The 19583-nt window shown below is 61.2% G+C and carries 20 protein-coding genes and 1 tRNA gene; 13 read left to right on the top strand and 8 right to left on the bottom strand.

Annotation, left to right across the window (positions count from 1 at the left end):
- Positions 1–4: 4 nt before the first annotated feature.
- From NCR40_RS01125 to hisC, 8 genes are all read left to right on the top strand, one after another.
- The gene (locus NCR40_RS01125) at positions 5–1873 is read left to right on the top strand and encodes a tetratricopeptide repeat protein (protein ID WP_244826914.1); all 1869 of its coding nucleotides are present in this window, start codon (positions 5–7) and stop codon (positions 1871–1873) included.
- Positions 1873–2508 carry a lipoprotein insertase outer membrane protein LolB gene (lolB, locus tag NCR40_RS01120; protein ID WP_250462854.1) on the top strand — a complete coding sequence of 212 codons (636 nt, stop codon included), beginning with the start codon at positions 1873–1875 and terminating at the stop codon, positions 2506–2508. Before NCR40_RS01125 ends, lolB begins: the two co-directional genes overlap by 1 nt.
- A 16-nt stretch (positions 2509–2524) precedes the next feature.
- Positions 2525–3406: a 4-(cytidine 5'-diphospho)-2-C-methyl-D-erythritol kinase gene (ispE, locus tag NCR40_RS01115; protein WP_250508530.1), complete on the top strand. Its 882-nt coding sequence runs from the start codon at positions 2525–2527 to the stop codon at positions 3404–3406.
- Between the two features lie 53 nt (positions 3407–3459).
- Positions 3460–3536: transfer RNA gene (locus NCR40_RS01110), tRNA-Gln, on the top strand.
- Positions 3537–3586: 50 nt separating this feature from the next.
- A complete protein-coding gene (locus NCR40_RS01105; protein ID WP_244826911.1) occupies positions 3587–4540 on the top strand; it encodes a ribose-phosphate pyrophosphokinase in 954 nt (317 codons plus the stop codon).
- Between the two features lie 152 nt (positions 4541–4692).
- Positions 4693–5310, top strand: coding sequence for a 50S ribosomal protein L25/general stress protein Ctc (locus tag NCR40_RS01100; RefSeq protein WP_244826910.1), 618 nt, complete (start codon positions 4693–4695; stop codon positions 5308–5310).
- A gap of 148 nt (positions 5311–5458) precedes the next feature.
- Positions 5459–6061 carry an aminoacyl-tRNA hydrolase gene (gene pth, locus NCR40_RS01095; protein ID WP_244826909.1) on the top strand — a complete coding sequence of 201 codons (603 nt, stop codon included), beginning with the start codon at positions 5459–5461 and terminating at the stop codon, positions 6059–6061.
- Between the two features lie 18 nt (positions 6062–6079).
- On the top strand, positions 6080–7150 hold the full coding sequence (hisC, locus tag NCR40_RS01090; RefSeq protein ID WP_250508529.1) for a histidinol-phosphate transaminase: 1071 nt from the start codon (positions 6080–6082) through the stop codon (positions 7148–7150).
- A gap of 17 nt (positions 7151–7167) precedes the next feature.
- Here the strand turns inward: hisC and NCR40_RS01085 are convergent, their stop codons facing one another.
- From NCR40_RS01085 to rsmD, 3 genes are all read right to left on the bottom strand, one after another.
- The gene (locus NCR40_RS01085; protein WP_250462846.1) at positions 7168–7425 is read right to left on the bottom strand and encodes a YfhL family 4Fe-4S dicluster ferredoxin; all 258 of its coding nucleotides are present in this window, start codon (positions 7423–7425) and stop codon (positions 7168–7170) included.
- 80 nt (positions 7426–7505) lie between these two features.
- The gene (coaD, locus tag NCR40_RS01080) at positions 7506–8012 is read right to left on the bottom strand and encodes a pantetheine-phosphate adenylyltransferase (RefSeq protein ID WP_244826906.1); all 507 of its coding nucleotides are present in this window, start codon (positions 8010–8012) and stop codon (positions 7506–7508) included.
- A gap of 103 nt (positions 8013–8115) precedes the next feature.
- Complete coding sequence (rsmD, locus tag NCR40_RS01075) at positions 8116–8730, bottom strand: 16S rRNA (guanine(966)-N(2))-methyltransferase RsmD (protein ID WP_250508740.1); 615 nt, start codon at positions 8728–8730, stop codon at positions 8116–8118.
- Positions 8731–9007: 277 nt separating this feature from the next.
- Between rsmD and ftsY the strand changes: the two genes are divergently transcribed.
- Positions 9008–10297, top strand: coding sequence for a signal recognition particle-docking protein FtsY (gene ftsY, locus NCR40_RS01070; protein ID WP_250508528.1), 1290 nt, complete (start codon positions 9008–9010; stop codon positions 10295–10297).
- 97 nt (positions 10298–10394) lie between these two features.
- On the top strand, positions 10395–11762 hold the full coding sequence (locus NCR40_RS01065; protein ID WP_250508527.1) for a Fic family protein: 1368 nt from the start codon (positions 10395–10397) through the stop codon (positions 11760–11762).
- Between the two features lie 31 nt (positions 11763–11793).
- On the opposite strand, the gene NCR40_RS01060 is transcribed toward NCR40_RS01065, so the two are convergent.
- The 3 genes from NCR40_RS01060 to NCR40_RS01050 are packed head-to-tail and all read right to left on the bottom strand — an operon-like array spanning position 11794 to position 13775.
- On the bottom strand, positions 11794–12426 hold the full coding sequence (locus NCR40_RS01060) for a LysE/ArgO family amino acid transporter (protein WP_244826902.1): 633 nt from the start codon (positions 12424–12426) through the stop codon (positions 11794–11796).
- Positions 12423–13067: a maleylacetoacetate isomerase gene (gene maiA / locus NCR40_RS01055; RefSeq protein ID WP_250508526.1), complete on the bottom strand. Its 645-nt coding sequence runs from the start codon at positions 13065–13067 to the stop codon at positions 12423–12425. The genes NCR40_RS01060 and maiA overlap by 4 nt, the downstream gene beginning before the upstream one ends.
- A gap of 9 nt (positions 13068–13076) precedes the next feature.
- A complete protein-coding gene (locus tag NCR40_RS01050; RefSeq protein WP_250508525.1) occupies positions 13077–13775 on the bottom strand; it encodes a fumarylacetoacetate hydrolase family protein in 699 nt (232 codons plus the stop codon).
- Between the two features lie 297 nt (positions 13776–14072).
- Here NCR40_RS01050 and ybiB point away from each other — a divergent pair, with 297 nt between their 5' ends.
- Both ybiB and leuA read left to right on the top strand, forming a co-directional pair.
- Positions 14073–15050: a DNA-binding protein YbiB gene (ybiB, locus tag NCR40_RS01045; protein WP_244826899.1), complete on the top strand. Its 978-nt coding sequence runs from the start codon at positions 14073–14075 to the stop codon at positions 15048–15050.
- A 467-nt stretch (positions 15051–15517) separates the two neighbouring features.
- Complete coding sequence (leuA, locus tag NCR40_RS01040) at positions 15518–17173, top strand: 2-isopropylmalate synthase (protein WP_250508524.1); 1656 nt, start codon at positions 15518–15520, stop codon at positions 17171–17173.
- 23 nt (positions 17174–17196) lie between these two features.
- Here the strand turns inward: leuA and NCR40_RS01035 are convergent, their stop codons facing one another.
- Positions 17197–17580: a nuclear transport factor 2 family protein gene (locus NCR40_RS01035; protein WP_250508523.1), complete on the bottom strand. Its 384-nt coding sequence runs from the start codon at positions 17578–17580 to the stop codon at positions 17197–17199.
- A gap of 45 nt (positions 17581–17625) precedes the next feature.
- On the bottom strand, positions 17626–18192 hold the full coding sequence (locus NCR40_RS01030; RefSeq protein ID WP_284502949.1) for an acyloxyacyl hydrolase: 567 nt from the start codon (positions 18190–18192) through the stop codon (positions 17626–17628).
- Positions 18193–18545: 353 nt separating this feature from the next.
- Here NCR40_RS01030 and rpoH point away from each other — a divergent pair, with 353 nt between their 5' ends.
- Positions 18546–19481: an RNA polymerase sigma factor RpoH gene (gene rpoH / locus NCR40_RS01025; protein ID WP_244827955.1), complete on the top strand. Its 936-nt coding sequence runs from the start codon at positions 18546–18548 to the stop codon at positions 19479–19481.
- Positions 19482–19583 lie beyond the last annotated feature (102 nt).

The raw sequence follows: 19583 nt of genomic DNA, 5'->3' as shown, positions 1-19583 counted from the left end.
TTCCATGAACCCGTTCGAAATCAAACTGAATACGTTGCGTCAGGCCGGCCTCATCCGATCGCATGCACGGTCAAGGGCGCGGTTCACGCGCATGGCCGGCGCGATTGCAGTTGCATTGTCCGCGATCGCCTTCACGCCCGCGCACGCTCAGGTACCGAACGCGACACCCGTGCCGAGCACCGACGATCAGGCCGCGGCGCAAAACGCGTCTGATCTTCTGACCGCGCCTGTCAATAACGCGGAGTCGCAGGATTTGCCGAACGTGGCGGCATCCAGCCAGATCGTCTTTCAGGTTCTGGCGGCGGAAGTCGCCTTGCAGCGTGGCCAGGCCGCGCCCGCCTACCAGACTTACCTCTCGCTCGCGCGCGACACGCATGATCCACGCTTCGCTCAGCGCGCCACGGAAATCGCCATTGCCGCGCAGAGCCCCACCGACGCAATGACCTCCGCGCAGCTTTGGCAGCAATTTGCGCCGCATTCCGAGCGCGCCGCGCAGTTGAGCGCTTCGTTGTTGATCGTGTCCGGCAAGCCCGACGACGCGAAGCCCACGCTGCAAAACGAACTCGCCAAGGTTCCGGCCGAGCAACGCGGCGAAGCCATTCTTTCGTTGCAGACGCTGCTTGCACGCGGACCGAATCGCGTAGGCGGCCTGAATGTCCTGAAGGATCTCTCCGCGAACGACTTGGATCTGCCCGAAACGCAACTCGCGCTTGCCCGTCAGCAGTTGCTCGCGGACGACCAGCCGGGCGCGAAGGCATCGCTGGAAAAGGCGTTGAAGCTGCGCCCGGATTACTTGCCCGCGGCGCTCACGCTCGCGCGCATGGGCCCGGAAGAGCGCAAGGAAGGCATCGCTTCGTTCGAGAAGTATCTCGACAAGAATCCGAAGTCGCATGACGCGCGGCTCGCGCTGGCGCAGTTGTATCTGTCGTCGGACCGGCTCGACGACGCGCAGAAGCAGTTCGAGATCATGCGCAAGAACGACTCGAAAGATCTGACGCCGCTCATGGCGCTCGCGCTCATCGACATTCAGAAGAAGCAGTTCGACAAGGCGCAGGACCTGCTCAAGCAGTACGCGCAGGCTGCGGAGGCGTCGCCCAACGGCGATCCGGGACAGGCTTACATCTACCTCGCACAACTGTCGCTCGAACAGAAGGACGAGGCGCAAGCAAGCCAGTGGCTCGACAAGATTCCGCGCACGAGCCAGCAATATTTGCCCGCGCAGATCACGCGCGCGCAACTGCTCGCGAAGCAAGGCAAGGTGGATGAAGCGCGATCGCTTCTCAATGGCCTGCAAAGTTCCGATCCGCGCGACCTCGCACTGCTCGCGCGCACCGACTCGGCGATTCTTTTCGAGGCGCATCGCTACGACGAAGCGGAAGCGAATCTCGCGAAGGCCGTGGCCGCGTTCCCGGACGATCCGGATCTCGCCTACGACTACGCCATGGCCGCCGAAAAGAATGGTCACTACGACGTAATGGAAACGCAGTTGCGCAAGCTCATGCGCGTGGACCCGAGCAATCCGCAGGCATATAACGCGCTCGGCTACTCGCTCGTGGATCGCAACCAGCGCGTCGACGAAGCGGTGAAGCTGATCGAGAAGGCGGTGTCGCTCGCGCCGAACGACGCCTTCATCATGGACAGCCTCGGCTGGGCGCGCTTTCGCCAGGGCAACGCGGCCGAAGCCGAAAAAATTCTCTCGGACGCCTACAAGATTCAGCCGAACGCGGAGATCGGCGCGCATCTCGGCGAGGTGCAGTGGAAGTCCGGGGAGCAGGATCAGGCGCGCGCCACGTGGCGTCAGGCGCAGAAGCTCGAACCCGACAACGACACGCTCGTCAAAACGCTCAAACGACTTCAGGTAAACGATCTTTGATGGCTTTCGATTTCATTGCCGGCGCGTCGCGCGGTTTCATGCGCAAAGGCGCGCTCGGTTTCACGGCCGCGACCGTGTTGATGCTTGCCGGTTGCGCATTGCAGCCGCGTTTGCCGACCACATCGGATAAGACGACTTCGCTCACCACGCAGACGAGCCGCGCGTATCACGGACGCTTCGCCGTGCAGTACAACGACCAGAACGGCACGACGCGCAACGCCTACGGCAACTTCGACTGGCAGGAAACCGGGGACACCGTGACGCTCCAGTTGCGCAACCCGCTCGGCCAGACCATGGCGATCGTCACTTCGTCGCCGTCGCTCGCGACGCTCGAACTGCCGAACCGGCCGCCAGTGAACGCCGAGAACGTGTCGGAGCTGATGCAGAACACGCTCGGCTTCGCGCTGCCGGTCGAGGGCTTGCGCTACTGGCTGCAGCCGTCCGCGGCGCCAACCTCGCGCGCGCAGACCACGCTCGATCCCGAAGCCAACAACGGCCGCCCCAAAGAGATCAGACAGGACGGCTGGACCATCGACTATCTCGCCTATGCCGACGCGCCCGCGACGGGCGTCAAGCGCGTGAACCTGGTCCGCTCGGAACCGCCGCTCGATATCAAGCTGGTGCTCGATCAATAACGCCTTCGCATCAGAAATGTCATCGACTCACGACTCGCTTCGCAACTGCCTCGCGCCCGCGAAGCTGAACCTCTTTTTGCACATCACGGGCCGTCGTCCGGATGGCTATCACTCGCTGCAGACTGTCTTCCAGTTGCTCGACTGGGGAGACATGCTGCACTTCAAGCGACGCGATAACGGCATCGTTACGCGCAAGACGCTCGTGCCGGGCGTACCGGAAGCGGACGATCTGGCCGTGCGCGCGGCGCGCCTGCTGCAGAAGCACACCGGCAGTCGCTTTGGCGTCGAGCTCGAGATCGACAAGCATCTGCCAATGGGCGCGGGGCTTGGTGGAGGAAGTTCCGACGCGGCAACGACTCTTTTAGCGTTGAATCGTCTCTGGGGTGTTGATCTTTCGCGTGAAATTCTGCAGAATCTCGCCCTGCAACTCGGCGCGGACGTGCCGTTTTTTGTCTCCGGGCAAAATGCTTTTGCAGAAGGTGTTGGCGAAGCGCTGCAGGCAGTCGTTCTGCCCAAGCGTTTTTTCCTGGTAGTTACTCCTTCAGTTCACGTCCCGACCGCGGCGATTTTTTCGGAAAAGGCCTTGACAAGGGATACGAAGGTCGCCACAATGACGGACTTTCTTGCAGCGCAAAAGTCAGACACTAACTGGCCAGACAGCTTCGGTCGAAATGACATGCAGGCTGTAGTCGCAAGAAAGTACGCGGAAGTTGCACAGGTGCTCGAGTGGTTTTCCAATCTCGCACCCGCGCGAATGACCGGATCTGGAGCAAGCGTGTTCGCCGCTTTCCCGAGCCGAGCCGAAGCAGAGATGGCGCAAGCCAAACTCCCGGCAAGCTGGAAGAGCGTGGTGACAAGCAGTCTGGAACGTCATCCTCTCTTTGCTTTCGCGTCATAGGTTTCGTTTTGCCGGGTATGTCCTACACTTCCCGGCGAGACTCAAAGTTGTGTAGGGGAGTCGCCAAGTTGGTCAAGGCACCGGATTTTGATTCCGGCATGCGAGGGTTCGAGTCCTTCCTCCCCTGCCATTCCTTTTCTCGCGTTTTTCCTCTCGCCTCCAGCCGCAGACAGGTGCACGATGAGCAGTGACGGCCTGATGGTATTTACTGGCAACGCAAATCCCGCGCTTGCACAGGAAGTCGTCAAGATCCTTGGAATTCCTCTCGGCAAAGCGATGGTCAGCCGTTTCTCCGACGGCGAAATCATGGTCGAGATTCAGGAAAACGTTCGAGGTAAAGACGTATTCGTTCTGCAGTCCACCTGCGCACCGACGAACGACACCCTGATGGAACTCATGATCATGGTCGATGCGCTCAAGCGCGCATCAGCAGGCCGGATTACCGCAGCCATCCCCTACTTCGGCTATGCGCGTCAGGACCGCCGTCCGCGTTCCGCGCGAGTGGCCATCTCGGCGAAGGTCGTCGCGAACATGCTGGAAATTGCCGGCGTCGATCGCGTGATCACCATGGACCTTCACGCCGACCAGATTCAAGGTTTCTTCGACATCCCCGTCGACAACATTTACGCCACGCCCGTTTTGCTCGGCGATCTGCGTAAGCAAAATCACGATCATCTGCTGGTTGTATCGCCGGACGTCGGCGGCGTGGTGCGCGCACGTGCACTCGCCAAGCAGTTGAACACGGATCTCGCGATCATCGACAAGCGTCGTCCGAAAGCGAATGTCGCCGAAGTGATGAACGTGATCGGCGAAGTGGAAGGCCGTACCTGCGTCATCATGGACGACATGGTCGACACCGCCGGCACGCTCTGCAAGGCAGCGCAAGTGCTGAAAGATCGCGGCGCGACTCAAGTTTTCGCATATGCCACGCATCCGGTGCTGTCGGGTGGCGCGGCGGAGCGTATCGCGGCATCGCAATTGGACGAACTCGTGGTGACGGACACCATTCCGCTGTCGGCGGAGTCGCTCGCGTGCCCGAAGATTCGTCCGCTGTCGAGCGCGGGTCTGCTCGCCGAGACGTTCTCCCGAATCCGGCGCGGCGACTCGGTCATGTCGCTTTTCGCGGAAGGTTGAGCAAGAATTAGCAAGGAACGCGGAGCACGAGCTTCGCGTTTTTGCATGATCGGCAGGAACGAACGAAGGTTCTTGCCGTTGTTGTGGGATCAGCGCATTTTCGTTGATCCCGATTTTCACTGCCTGGTCGCGGGCAGATATAGGAGTTTCAAATGAAAGTCGTCGCTTTCGAGCGTAGCAAGCAAGGTACGGGTGCGAGCCGCCGCCTGCGCAATTCGGGCAAGACCCCGGCTATTGTGTACGGTGCGGACAAGGACGTTCAACTGGTCGAACTGGACCACAACGCCCTGTGGCACGCGCTGAAGAAGGAAGTTTTCCATTCGTCGATTTTGGAACTGGAAGTCGCTGGCGGTTCGCAACAAGTTCTGCTGCGCGACGTGCAATATCACCCGTTCAAGCAACTGGTGCTGCACGTGGATTTCCAGCGTGTCGACGCGAACAAGAAGCTGCACACCAAGGTGCCGCTGCACTTCATGAATCAAGAGACCAACCCGGCCGTGAAGCTCGCGGGCGCGGTGATCTCGCACGTCGTGACGGAACTGGAAGTGGAATGCCTGCCGGCAGACCTGCCCGAGTTCCTGGAAATCGATCTGGCGACCATCGAAGCCGGCCAGACGATGCACGCAAAGGACATCCCGCTGCCGAAGGGCGTGAGCCTGACGATCGCGATCGAAGCGGAAAACCCGGTGGTTGCATCGGCTACCATTCCGGCTGCTGTCGTGTCGGATTCGACGGACGAAGCCACGGGTGAAACGCCGGCTGCTGAGTAAAACGCATCAGCTAGCGAAGTATCGCTATCCTCTCGATCCGTTCGCAAGAACGGTCGACGTGACCCGCCGGCGCGCAAGCCTCGGCGGGTTTTTTTTCGCATCAACACCAAACGATACGAGCAGGCTTCTTAGCCTGCGATGATTCGACATGATCAAGCTGATCGTTGGCCTGGGAAATCCGGGCGCCGAATACACCGCGACGCGCCATAACGCGGGCTTCTGGCTAGTCGACCAATTGGCGCGCGACGCCGGCGCGAGTCTGCGCGACGAGCGCCGCTTTCACGGTCACTATGGCCGCGGACGTCTGAACGGGCATGAAATCCATTTGCTGGAACCGCAGACGTTCATGAACCGCTCGGGACAATCGGTGGTTGCGGTCGCGCAGTTCTTCAAGATTCTTCCCGATGAGATTCTCGTCGCACACGACGAACTCGATCTTCCGCCCGGCACCGTCAAGATGAAGCTCGGCGGCGGCAGCGGAGGCCACAACGGGCTCAAGGATATTTCCGCACATCTGTCGTCGCAGCAATATTGGCGGCTGCGCATTGGCATCGGGCATCCGCGTGATCTGATTCCCGAAGGCGCGCGTGCGGGCGCGAAGCCGGACGTCGCCAATTTCGTGCTGAAGCCGCCGCGCCGCGAAGAGCAGGACGTGATCGATCAGTCGATCGAGCGCGCGCTCGCCGTCATGCCCTTCGTCGTCGCGGGCGAAAACGAACGCGCGATGATGAACCTGCATCGCAATCCCTGACTTCCACTGGAGCAGACCGTGAGCCGTTTCTGGAGCGATATCGTCCATAGACTGACGCCTTATGTGCCGGGCGAACAGCCCGCGCTGGCGCATCCCATCAAGCTCAACACCAACGAGAATCCGTATCCGCCGTCGCCGCGCGTGGTCGAGGCGATTACGCGCGAACTCGGCAAGGACGGCACGTCGCTGCGCAAGTATCCCGATCCGACCGCGCGCGCGTTGCGTGAGGCGGTGGCGAAGCATCACGGTTTGCGCGTGGAGCAGGTGTTCGCGGGGAACGGTTCGGACGAAGTGCTCGCGCACGCGTTTCAGGCGCTCTTGAAACACGACAGGCCGATTCGTTTTCCCGACATCACGTACAGCTTCTATCCGGTTTATGCCCAGTTGTACGGTGTGGAATACGAGGCGATCCCGCTGAACGCGGATTTCGGTATCGATACCGACGATTACCGCGCGCCAGGCGGCGGCGTGCTGTTGCCGAATCCGAATGCGCCGACGGGCCGCGCCTTGCCGCTCTCCGAAATCGAGGTGCTGCTGAAGGCGAATCCGGATGCGCCAGTCATCATCGACGAAGCGTACGTGGATTTCGGCGCGGAATCGGCCGTGAATCTGGTCGATGCTTATCCCAATCTGCTGGTCGTGCTCACGACTTCGAAGGCGCGTTCGCTTGCGGGCATGCGCGTGGGTTTCGCATTCGGCGATGCAAGCCTGATCGAAGCGCTAACGCGCGTGAAGGACAGCTTCAACTCGTATCCGCTCGACCGGCTCGCGCAAGTAGCGGCGCTCGCTTCGTATGAAGACCGCGCGTGGTTCGAGGAGAGTTGCGGCAAAGTCGTCGCGAGTCGCGACAAGTTGACAGCGCAATTGAGCGCGCTGGGATTTGAAGTGGTGCCGTCGGCGGCGAATTTCGTCTTCGCGAAACACCCCGCGCACGACGCGCTTGCGCTCGCCACCGCGCTTCGAACGAAGGAAATCTTCGTGCGGCATTTCAAGCTGCCGCGCATCGACCAGCATTTGCGGATAACGGTCGGCACGCCAGACGAATGCGATGCGCTCGTCGCTGCACTGACCGAACTCGCCAGCGCGTAAGAACAGAGATAAGGCGGTTACTCGCCTTTCGCCGCCATCAACGCGCGGTATTTGTCCATCAACTGCTCCGGCGACTCGACGTGCGCCGGGTCGCGCGGAATGCATTCGACGGGGCACACCTGTTGACACTGCGGCTCATCGAAGTGGCCGACGCATTCCGTGCACTTGTTCGGATCGATCACGTAGATCTCCGTACCCATCGAAATGGCGTCGTTCGGGCACTCGGGCTCGCACACGTCGCAGTTGATGCACTCGTCGGTAATGATCAAAGACATGATGCTTCACTCTCTTGCGCCGGCGATGTTCCGGCATGGAGTCCGCGCATCGCGCGAGCGCTGATACGCGGACCCGGCGCTCAAGGCGCCGAAGGATCTTTCTGGGCGGCCACGCCGACCTTGTCGGTCAGCCGCTTCTCCACCGATGGAAACACGAACTTGCTCACATCGCCGCCAAGCTGGGCGATCTCGCGCACGATGGTGCCCGAAATGAACTGGTACTGGTCCGACGGCGTCATGAACATGGTTTCGACGTCGGGCAAAAGATAGCGATTCATGCCGGCCATCTGAAACTCGTACTCGAAATCCGATACGGCGCGCAGGCCCCTCACGATCACGCGCGCGTTGTTCTTGCGCACGAAATCTTTTAGTAGCCCGGTGAAACTGCTTACCTGGACGTTCGGATAATGCCCGAGCACGTCGTGGGCGATATCCAGCCGTTCCTGCAGCGAAAAAAACGGCTTTTTCGCGCGACTGTCGGCCACGCCGACTACCAGCGTATCGAAAATGCTCGATGCGCGCCGGACGATGTCTTCATGCCCGCGCGTCAGCGGGTCGAACGTTCCCGGGTACACGGCGACAACCATGAGCTTTCTCCTCTTTTATTTACCTTGGACCGCGTGACAGCGATGGCCCATTTTCCCCGCCCCCGTCCGAACGCGCCGGGCGCGCCAGATCGGGGAACGCGCATTATTCATCATTTTGGCGGCGCAGCAAATGATAGCGAACCATGCCCGCTTTCCCTTCGCGCGTGATTTCCCAGCCCGCCAGAGCGTCGATGCTCGCCGGTTCCAGCGAATCGCCGCATTCGACGTAGAGCGCGCCATCTGCGGCGACGAGCGGCGCGGCGATCTCAAGGGCGCGCAAGAGCAAAGCCTGATCGCCGAAAGGGGGATCGAGGAACACGACATCGAACGAGCCTGGCGCGAGACTGCGAGCCAGACGCAGCGCGTCGGCTTCGGCGATCTCGATGTTGCGCGCATCCAGCCGCGCCTGATTCGCGTTGAGTTGCGCGACCGCGCGGCCGCTACGCTCGACCATGAGCACGCGTGCCGCGCCGCGCGACGCGGCTTCGAAACCGAGCGCGCCGCTGCCGGCGAACAGGTCGAGACAGCGCTGGCCATCGAGGTCCTGGCCGAGCCAGTTGAAGAGCGTTTCGCGAACACGGTCGGGCGTGGGTCTCAGACCGTCGAGATCGAGGACGGGCAGCGGCGTGCGCTTCCAGTTTCCGCCGATGATGCGAATGGTGTGCGGCTTGCCGCTGCGCGATGACGCGCGGCTCGAAGAGGCCGAGGAACGGGCCAGAATATGCGGACGAGTGTCGGACGAACGGGACATAAAAGAGATTGAGTGAGACTGGCGCGCGGCCCGGCCGATGGGCGTTTTGACTGTTCCCGGCGACTGGCGTGGGCCGTGAGCGCCCACGTTACCACAGCGCGGCGTCGTGCCGGGAGGCGCACAGGCGCGTCGGGCCGCGCCTGATAAAATACGCGGCTTACACATCTCAGCGCGAGCCGCGCACACGCGAGCGCATCGGCGCGCAGACGCGAACCGGCAAGCACGCGCGCTCTCCTCACATACCATGTTCAGCTTCTTCAAACGATTCAAAAAGCCGGCTGACGAGCCGCTCGACACGCCGGAAGAGGACAACCTCGAAGCGGACGACGACGGTTCCTCGGTTGCATTAGAGGACGAGGCGTCGGGCGAGCATGTTCATGGTGAAGACGCGGCGGCCTCGAACACGCAAGCTATTCGCGGCGACGCGGCGGCGTCTGACGAGCATGTTCATGGCGGCAGCGCGAAGCCGCATCAGGCTGAAGCTGCAAACACTTCATCACATCGAGCACCGGCGCCTTCGGCCGCCGAGCCTACGCAATACTGGCAAGGCCGCACCGAATCTCAATGGCTGCGCGCGCCCGAGACCGATCGGGCGAGCGAGGAAATCATGCCGCCGCCCGAGCCCGATCCGGCCGCGCGCAAGTCCTGGCTCGCGCGTCTGCGCAATGGGTTATCGAAGACGAGCACGAGCCTCACGGGAATCTTCGTCGGCGCGAAGATCGACGAAGATCTCTACGAGGAGCTCGAAACCGCGCTTCTGATGTCCGACGCGGGCGTCGATGCCACCGAATATCTGCTTGAATCCCTGCGCGAAAAGGTGCGCGCCGAGCGTTTGACGGACGCCACGCAAGTGAAGGCCGCACTGCGCGTGCTCTTGATCGACTTGCTGCGTCCGCTCGAAAAGTCGCTGATGCTTGGCCGCGCCCAACCGCTCGTGATGATGATCGCGGGTGTAAACGGCGTCGGCAAGACGACGAGCATCGGCAAGCTGGCGAAGCATCTGCAGCATTTCAATCAGTCGGTGCTGCTCGCCGCCGGGGACACGTTCCGCGCCGCCGCGCGCGAACAACTCACGGTCTGGGGCGAGCGCAACAACGTGATGGTGATCGCGCAGGAAAGCGGCGACGCGGCCGCCGTCATCTTCGACGCCGTGGGCGCTGCCCGCGCGCGCAAGATAGACGTGATGATGGCCGACACCGCCGGCCGCCTGCCGACGCAGTTGCATTTGATGGAAGAACTGCGCAAGGTGCGCCGCGTGATCGCCAAGGCGATGCCCGACGCGCCCCACGAAGTGCTGCTAGTGATCGATGCTAACACGGGACAGAACGCTCTCGCGCAAGTGAAGGCTTTCGACGACGCGCTCGGCTTGACGGGTCTTATCGTGACCAAGCTGGACGGCACGGCGAAAGGCGGCATTCTCGCGGCTATCGCGCGTCAGCGGCCGATTCCGGTGTATTTCATCGGCGTTGGAGAAAAGGTCGAGGATTTGCAGCCGTTCAGCGCGGAAGAGTTCGCGGACGCGTTGTTGGGGTGAGGTGTGGCGCTGATGAGATTCGATAAGATCGGCGTTAATCTTATCAATCTTATCAAGCCGATGATAAGATTAAGCTATTCTTATCATCGGCGCCTTTATGATCGACCAGTCCCTTCTTCTAGCCATCGTCCAGTGCGTAGCGCAACGCATCGAGGCGGGTGATCCCGGTGTATCTGCTGGCGTCATCGAGGCAAGCATCGGGCCGTGGTCCAGACCGACCGTCAACCGCGCTCTGGCCCGGCTGGTCGCGCAAGGCTCACTGGAGCGACAAGGCGCGGGAAGGTCGACCATCTATCGAACGACCAATTCTTCGTCGTTGGTCGAGGTGCAAGGGGAGCTCCGCGGGCCTGCCGGTACACGCTATCGTGCGTTGGATGACGAAGCGCGGAAACTGATTGCCGCGCTGTCGGCTCCGCTGGGGATGCGACAACCTGTCTCTTATCAACGCTCATTTGTCGATGCTTATCGGCCGAATTTCGGCGGTCTATTGCCCGCCGCTCTAGCCGAAGATCTGTATTCAAAAGGCAAGTCGCAGGATCAACAGCCTGCCGGAACATATGCGCGAAAAGTTTTGGAACAACTGCTCATCGACTTGTCATGGTCGTCATCGCGACTCGAAGGCAATCAGAAAACCCTGCTAGATACGCGAGAACTGTTCGAAAGGGGACGAACGGAATCCGATGACCGCGACGCGACCATGCTTTTGAATCACAAGGAAGCGATCGAATTCATGGTCGATGCGGTTCCCACCGAAGGCATGACGGTGCCTGTCGTTCGAAATTTGCAGAGTCTGCTCATGCGCGATCTTTTGCCGGATGCAGCCGATCTCGGTGCTATCCGAAGCAAGATCGTTAGCATTCATGGGTCAGTGTACATGCCGAGTCAGGTGCCGAAGCTGCTCGGAGAGATGCTTTCGCAAATCATCGATAAAGCGACTCGAATCCATAATCCTGTGGAAGCAGCGTTTTTCGTTTGGGTGAATCTCGCGTATCTGCAGCCTTTCGTCGACGGGAACAAGCGCACTAGTCGCCTGAGCGCAAATATGCCGCTCATGTTGTCGAATTGCGCACCCTTGTCCTTCCTCGACGTCGAGCAAAGCGATTACGCGCTGGCGATGATAGGCGTCTACGAGCGACTCGACGTCACTTTGGCAATCGATTTGTTCGAGTGGACCTACCGCCGCTCGATCGATAAATATCAGGTCATCGTCGAGTCCATGGGCGGCCCAGACCCGTTGAGAGCCCGCTATCGTGAGCAGCTTGGTGAAGCGATTCGACAGATCGTGTTTTTCGGTTCTACCTTGAATCAGGCAGTCGAAGGCGCAGGCTTATCCGAAACCGATATGGCCGCTTTCAACGGAATGCTCAGGACAGAACTCGAGCACCTCGAAGCGTTCAACTGTGCAAGATATCGTCTCCCGATGATCAAGACACAGGAATGGATAGACAAAGGACGCCGCTTCTAGCGTCGGCTTGCTTCATGGCGTGCTGGACTCTTCACCGCGCCACCACCAACGTCCCCGCAATCCACCACATCACGCAGCCGACGATCACATCCAGCACGCGCCACGACACGTCCTTCTCGAACCACGGTTTTAGCAACCGCGCGCCATACCCTAGCGCCGTGAACCAGACGACCGACGAACACATCGCGCCCGCCGCGAACCACGCGTTTCCCGGCCACGCATAGCGCGCGCCGATTCCGCCCAGCAGCACCACGGTATCCAGATAAACATGCGGATTGAGCAGCGACAACGCAAAAACCGTTGCCGCCGCGCCAGCCGCCGTCTGCGAATCGCGCTCCGAGGCATTCAAATGTCCCGGCCCGCGCCACGCCGCGAGAAACGCCCGCACGCCGTAGAGAAAGACGAAAGCCGCGCCCGCCCAGCGGATCACGTCGAGTAGAACCGGTGCACGCTGGATCAGCGCGCCCATTCCGCCAATGCCAAGCCCGATCAACATGACGTCGATAGCCGCGCAGATCGCCACGACAATTCCCACGTGCTGGCGTTTCAGACCCTGCCGCAACACGAACGCGTTCTGCGCGCCGATCGCGACGATCAGACTCGCGCCCAAACCCGCGCCCGACAGATAACTCGACAGCGCACCCGCCGGAATCACTGCCGTCATTCGGCGTCCGGTTGCTGGCTAGGCGCGGCGCGCGCGAACGCGTCGATCTGGCTGGCGTAATCGGCAATGCGCGCGATCGTCGGATACGCATTCAGATCGATACCGAAGCGTCGCGCATTGAACACCTGCGGCACGATGCACAAATCGGCGACGGTCGGGGTATCGCCGAAAGTGAGCGCGCCGACGCGCTCGTCGCGCGCCAGCCGGTTTTCAAGCGATTCGAATCCCGCCTCCACCCAGTGCCGGTACCAGGCGTCCTTCACGTCATCAGGCGTCTTCACCTCGTGCTTGAGGTATTTGAGCACGCGCAGATTGTCGAGCGGATGAATCTCGCACGCGACCTGCAGCGCGACCGAACGCACGAACGCGCGATCCACCGGGCGCTCGGGCAACAGCGGCGGCTGCGGATGCGTCTCCTCCAGATACTCGATGATCGCGAGCGACTGCGTGAGCACGTCAGCGCCATCGACGAGCGTCGGCACGATGCCGTCCGGATTGAGCGCGCGGTATTCGGGCTTCAGTTGCTGACCGCCTTCGCGCAGCAGATGAACGCCCTCGTACTCGTAGCCGAGCCCCTTCAGATTCAACGCGATACGCACCCGATACGCCGCCGAGCTGCGAAAGTAGCTATAGAGCTTCACGGGCGAGCCTCAAACCACGCGCACGGAGAATTCGCCGATACCTTCCACGCCGCCCTTGAGCAGATCGCCCTTCACCACCGCGCCGACGCCTTCGGGCGTGCCGGTGAAAATGAGATCGCCAGGGAAGAGTTCGAAAAGCGTGGAAAGGTAAGCCACCGTCTCGCCGACCGACCAGATCAGCTGCGAGATGTCGGAGCGCTGCTTTTCCTCGCCGTTGACGGTCAGCCAGATCGCGCTTTTTTCCAGATGCCCGACTTTCGATACCGGATGAATCGGACCGATGGGCGCGGAGCGGTCGAAACCCTTCGCGGTATCCCACGGGCGCCCCATTTTCTTTGCTTCGGCTTGCAAGTCGCGACGCGTCATGTCGAGGCCGAGCGCGTAACCGTAGACGTAATCGAGCGCCTCGTCGGCGGGAATGTCCTTGCCCTGCTTGCCGATAGCGGCGACGAGTTCCATCTCGAAGTGCAGGTTTTTCGTCTGCGACGGATACGGGAACTCGCCCGTGGCTCCCGGCGCGACATACAGCACGGCATCGGCGGGCTTGCTGAAGAAGAACGGCGGTTCGCGGTCGGGATCGTGGCCCATTTCACGCGCGTGCGCTTCGTAATTGCGGCCGACGCAGTAAATGCGGCGCACCGGGAATTGCTCGCTCGAACCATCGACTGGCACCGCCGCTGCGGGCGCCGGAGGAAACACGTAACTCATTCCGCTCTCCTTTTGCTGTTTTCTGGGTTGCCGCCTCGTTCGGTGCGAACGCGCGGCGAGAGAGCGAGTGTAACGCGCGAGGCCGAATCGTGGCGGCGCTTGTCTGGCGGGCTTTCGCGGGCATTCGCGTGCTTTCGCCGAGCCAACAGCGGGCTTACCGGCGCGAACGGATTCGGCGTTGGCAACTTGCCAGCATCGCTTAAATGCGATACTGAAGGTCTATCCCGCTCCTTCGAACTCGCGTGCCGCATCGCTCACGAACTTGAACATCGAGCCTGCGGCCCGCGCAAGCCGCCAATGACAGAGACAGAAACCCCCGCCAACCACTTTGCCTGCGCACGCTACATCAAGGAAATCGGCCGCGGGCCGAACGGCGCGCGCGCATTGTCCCGCGACGACACCTACGCGCTCTACGAAGCCATGCTCGACGGCCGCGTGTCCGATATCGAACTCGGCGCCGTGCTGCTCGCTTATCGCGTGAAGGGCGAGACATCAGCCGAACTCGCCGCGATGCTTGCCGCCGCGCATCGCTCGTTCGAGCCGCTGCACGTGCAGGAAGGCCGCGAGCATGCGCGGCCCGTGTCGATTCCAAGCTACAACGGCGCGCGCAAGCAGCCCAATCTCACGCCGCTCCTGTCGCTTTTGCTCGCGCGCGAAGGCGTGCCGGTGCTGGTGCATGGTGTCGTCGACGATCCCGGCCGCGTGACGAGCGCCGCGATTTTCGGCGAACTCGGCATTCCGCACGCGGCTTCCCGCGACGAAATCGAGGATAGTCTCGCGTCCCGCCGGCTCGCGTTCGCGCCGATCGCCTCGCTCGCGCCGAAGCTCGCGCGCCTTTTGAAACTGCGCCGCGTGATGGGCGTGCGCAATTCGACGCATACGCTCGTAAAGATTCTTCAGCCGTTCGCCGATCCGGGCTTGCGGCTCGTGAACTACACGCATCCGGAATATCGCGAGAGCCTGACCGGGCTTTTCACCGAGCATCCGGACGCCGCTGCCGGCGGTGCGCTGCTCGCGCGCGGCACGGAAGGCGAAGCGGTGGCAGACACGCGCCGGCAAGTCCAGGTCGACTGGTTCCACGACGGCCACGCGGAAACGCTGATTTCGCCCGAACATTCGCAACCGGATGCGCCGCCCATCGATTTGCCCGAGTCGCTCGATGCCGCGATCACCGCGCGCTGGATCGAAAGCGTGATGCGTGGCGACGTGCCCGTGCCGCCCGCCATCGCGCGTCAGGTGGAAGTCATCGCCGGGATCGTTCGAAAGCCGGTCTGAGTGCCCCGGATTCGGCTTGTGCCGATTGCAAAAAGATTCAGCACGTATTTGACACGATCTTAAGCAGTGGTTTAGAGTGCAAATATGCGTCTCACCCAGTCTTCCTCCCTCCGAATTATTTCGGGCCGCCTAGCGCGGCCCCTATCGCTACGTCTAGCGTAAATCGCCAGGCGTAGCGCCTCGCGTCGTCAAGGCGCGCGGTCCTGCCAGTAGTTCTCGTAGTTCCTTCCTTACCACTTGTAGTCGTCAGCTTTTCGGCTCGCTCATCCTGCGAACTGAAAACGCGAGGGTCAAATGCACGCTGCTTCGCGCACGTTCACGTTGGTCGCAGGCGTCACCATCGCCGGGACGCAACGTGTACGCTCGCCAGGCGCTGTCTCACGTGCATCGCGCCATTGCCGGCCAGCCGCCGGTGAAGGCATCTCTTGCAGACGCTACGCAAACTGTCCGAAGAGAGATCGACGATCATGATGCCGAACCCCGCCGAGAAATACCGCCCGTTTCCGCAAGTCCGCCTGAATGGCCGCCGCTGGCCGAACCGCACGATCGAAAAAGCGCCCATCTGGATGAGCACCGATCTGCGCGACGGCAACCAGTCGCTCATCGAGCCGATGAGCATCGCCGCAAAGCTCGAATTCTTCGAGATGCTGGTGGCAACGGGCTTCAAGGAAATCGAGGTGGGGTTTCCGTCGGCATCGCAGACGGATTTCGATTTCGTGCGCAAGCTGATCGACGAGAAGCGCATCCCGGACGACGTGACGATCGAAGTGCTGGTGCAATCGCGCCGCGAATTGATCGAGCGCACGTTCGAGGCAGCGGAGGGCGCGAGCAAGGTGATCGTGCACTTGTACAACGCGATCGCGCCATCGTTCCGGCGCATCGTGTTCAATCAGTCGCAGGAAGAAGTTAAGGCGCTGGCGGTGGAAGGCACGCGCATCATCAAGGAATGCGCCGATGCACGGCCGCAGACGCGCTGGACCTACCAGTACTCGCCCGAGACCTTCAGCATGACGGAGTTGCCGTTCGCGCGTGAAGTCTGCGACGCCGTCGCGCAAATGTGGCGTCCGACGCCCGATCACAAGATGATCGTCAATTTGCCGGCCACGGTGGAAGCCGCGACGCCGAACGTATTCGCCGATCAGGTCGAATGGATGGACCGCAATCTCGGTTATCGCGACAGCATCGTGCTTTCGGTGCATCCGCATAACGATCGCGGGACGGCGGTCGCGGCCGCGGAGCTCGCGGTGCTCGCGGGCGCGGAACGCGTCGAAGGTTGTCTTTTCGGCAACGGCGAGCGCACGGGCAACGTCGATCTCGTCACGCTTGCGCTCAATCTCTACACGCAGGGCGTCGATCCGGGCCTCGATTTCTCCGATATCGACTCGGTGCGTCGCGTCGTCGAGCGCTGCAATCAGTTGCCGGTGCATCCGCGTCATCCGTATGCGGGCGATCTCGTTTTTACGGCGTTTTCGGGCTCGCATCAGGACGCCATCCGCAAGGGTTTTGCGCAGCGTCAGCCGGGCACGGTCTGGGAAGTGCCGTATTTGCCGATCGATCCCGCCGATCTCGGTCGCAGCTACGACGCCGTGATCCGCGTGAACAGCCAGTCCGGCAAGGGTGGCGCGACTTATCTGCTCGAACGCGGGCTCGGCTTCACGCCGCCGCGCCGCGTGCAGATCGAGTTCAGCCACGCCGTGCAAAGACTCGCGGACACCTCAGGCGAGGAAGTCACCGGTGACGCAATCTGCACACTCTTCAAGCAGGAATATTTCGACGCGGGCGGCGTGGTCGCGCGCGTCGATGCGGCGACGCTCTCCGTGTTCGGGCGCAACGTCGCGGTGCCGCCGGCGTCAGGCGCGACGAGCGGCGATGTCTACGCGCAAGCCGTGGCGGCGTGTTTCGATGTATCGGGAAACGTGAGCTGGTTCGAAACGGCGGTAACGGCGAGCGGCGATACGGCCGTCTTCGTAGGCTGCCGCGTCGGCGACGAGCCGTTGCGCTTCGGCGTCGCGGTGCACGCGAATCCGGCGTTGGCTGTCGTGGATGCGGTCGTCAGTGCGGTGAATCGGTCGAAACCCTTGGGCCGTCAGGCAGAGCGGCAAGACGAAGCGGTCGAGGCTTGAGGCCTCGACGTCGCGCGCGGCGGCTACTCCAGCGCCACGCGCGTCGCCTGCAAGGCTAGCAGCAGCCATTGTCCGTCGGTCTGAACGTGAACCGCGGTGTAGGCAATGGGAAACAGCAGCGCGCCGTTCTTCGATTCCATCTCGATCAGCGCCCGTCCCGAGACGAGGCACGTGTCCTTGCCGGCGACGATCACGTCCTGCGACTGGATCTCGATCTGCCGATAGCGGCGTCGACCAGCGGTGATCGCGTCGATGAACTGGCGCTTCGTCTCGCGCTTGCCGTTCGTGTGAACGTAGCTGACGTTCTCGGCCAGAAGCGCATCCAGAGCCGGGCCGTCGCTGTCGACCATCGCCCGGAAGCGATCGCGCTCGAGGCCTCGAATGGCCTCCATGGATTTTGCCGGCATCTGTCGGTTCCCCTTGTGTCGAGAAACCGATGCGCCGGCGCCCCGTCAGAAGTTGTATTGCAGATATAGCTGGCTGAAATTTATACCAGGATTCGGCTCTTTGATACTGGCGTTCGACAGATGCTGAAACCGGAAGCCCGCCTGATAGTTCTGCTTCTCGCCGAAGATCGCACCGACGCCGACCATATCCGCGAACTGGAACGCGGACGACACCGTGAAATCCGTCGTGATTCGCGTATGCGACAGAAGCCGCACGCCGACGCCCGCTTCAATGAACGGCCGGATATATCCCGAACTCTTCACGAAGCGCAGAACCGGCGTCACACCGAATTCCCAGATGTTCGGGTGCACGGCGTTGCTTTCCTGCGAGTGCCAGTAGGCAACGTGACCTTCGCCGAGCAAGGTGAAATGGAAGCCGCCGATTTCCCACCAGGTCAGATTCGGGTCCCATACGAAGCCGAGATCCGCCTTTTTGATGTCGCGATCGGCCACGCCGCCCGCGATTTGCAAACCAAAGCGGTCGGCATGCGCTGCCGCCGACGTGACTCCTAGTAACAGGGCAATTGCGCCATGGGACAACAGATGACGCCAAGGGCCTTTATTTTTCTGCATGGACACCCCATCTGTGGGATTGACGAGTCGAGCCGCCAAGCGGGCTTCGCGCATTGTAGATTCATCGTCTCATAATTGCACGAATGATTGCCATTAGCCTATTTGCTTGAATATCCTGTCTTCCTTACGTCAAAGTAAGGTAACTAATTCTATCGCACGTGACGAATCGGTAATAATGGTACGATTCGAATACAGTGCTCGGCTATGAATCCACAAAGTTGATAGCTTTGTGGGAACTCTCACATTCGTTTCCCCTCTAACACTTAGCACTCGTTGAAGCGGAGTGCTAATATCATGTCTGACTTGCCGCGCCTTTGCGGCAACAGGCATTTGTTGATAAGGAGCTTATGAGCGTGTCCAATGCGATGACCCTTCCGAATGTTCTTAGCTCGGCACCTGCCAAGGCAACTTCGGCAGGCGCGCTGACGTACGCACAATCGTCCATGTTGACCGGCCAGATCGGCAACATTGATTCATACATACAAGCGGTGAACCGCATTCCAATGCTTTCGCAAGCAGAGGAGCGTCAGTACGCCACCGAATTCCGCGAACAGGGCAACCTGAATGCGGCGCGGCAACTGGTGCTTTCGCACCTGCGCCTCGTCGTGTCCATCGCCCGGAATTACCTGGGTTATGGTCTGCCGCACGCGGACCTGATCCAAGAAGGCAATATCGGTCTGATGAAGGCCGTCAAGCGCTTCGATCCCGAACAAAACGTACGCCTCGTGTCGTACGCCATGCACTGGATCAAGGCGGAGATTCACGAGTACATCCTGCGCAACTGGCGCATGGTGAAGGTCGCGACGACCAAGGCGCAACGCAAGCTGTTCTTCAACCTGCGCAGCCACAAGACCGGCACTTCGGCGTTCACACCGGAGGAAATCGAAGGTCTGGCAAGCCAGTTGAATGTGAAGCGCGAGGAAGTCGCCGAGATGGAAACGCGTCTGTCGGGCGGAGATATCGCGCTCGAAGGCCAGGTGGAAGATGGCGAGGAAGCCTATGCGCCGATCGCCTATCTGGCTGACTCGCATAGCGAGCCGACGAATGTCATCGCCGCGCGTCAGTTCGACAAGTTGCAAAGCGACGGTCTGGCTTCCGCGCTGGAATCGCTGGATGCGCGTAGCCGCCGTATCGTCGAAGCGCGCTGGCTCGAAGTGCAGGACGACGGCTCGGGCGGGATGACGCTTCACGAACTGGCGGACGAATTCGGCGTATCGGCTGAGCGTATCCGCCAGATCGAAGCGAGCGCGATGAAGAAGATGCGTTCCGCGCTGGCCGAGTACGCGTGATATCGCGGTAGTTCGATGACCGTAGTTCGGTGCTGAAGTAAGTTCGAAGCCCGCTGTTCCGAAAGGACAGCGGGTTTTTGTTTTTAGGCGGAGGTGTGCCGT

The organism is Caballeronia sp. GACF4, from assembly GCF_023631025.1.
Classification (GTDB): Bacteria; Pseudomonadota; Gammaproteobacteria; order Burkholderiales; family Burkholderiaceae; genus Caballeronia.
Note: the sequence above shows the minus strand (reverse complement) of the source record. Positions and strands in the feature narration are given on the sequence as shown.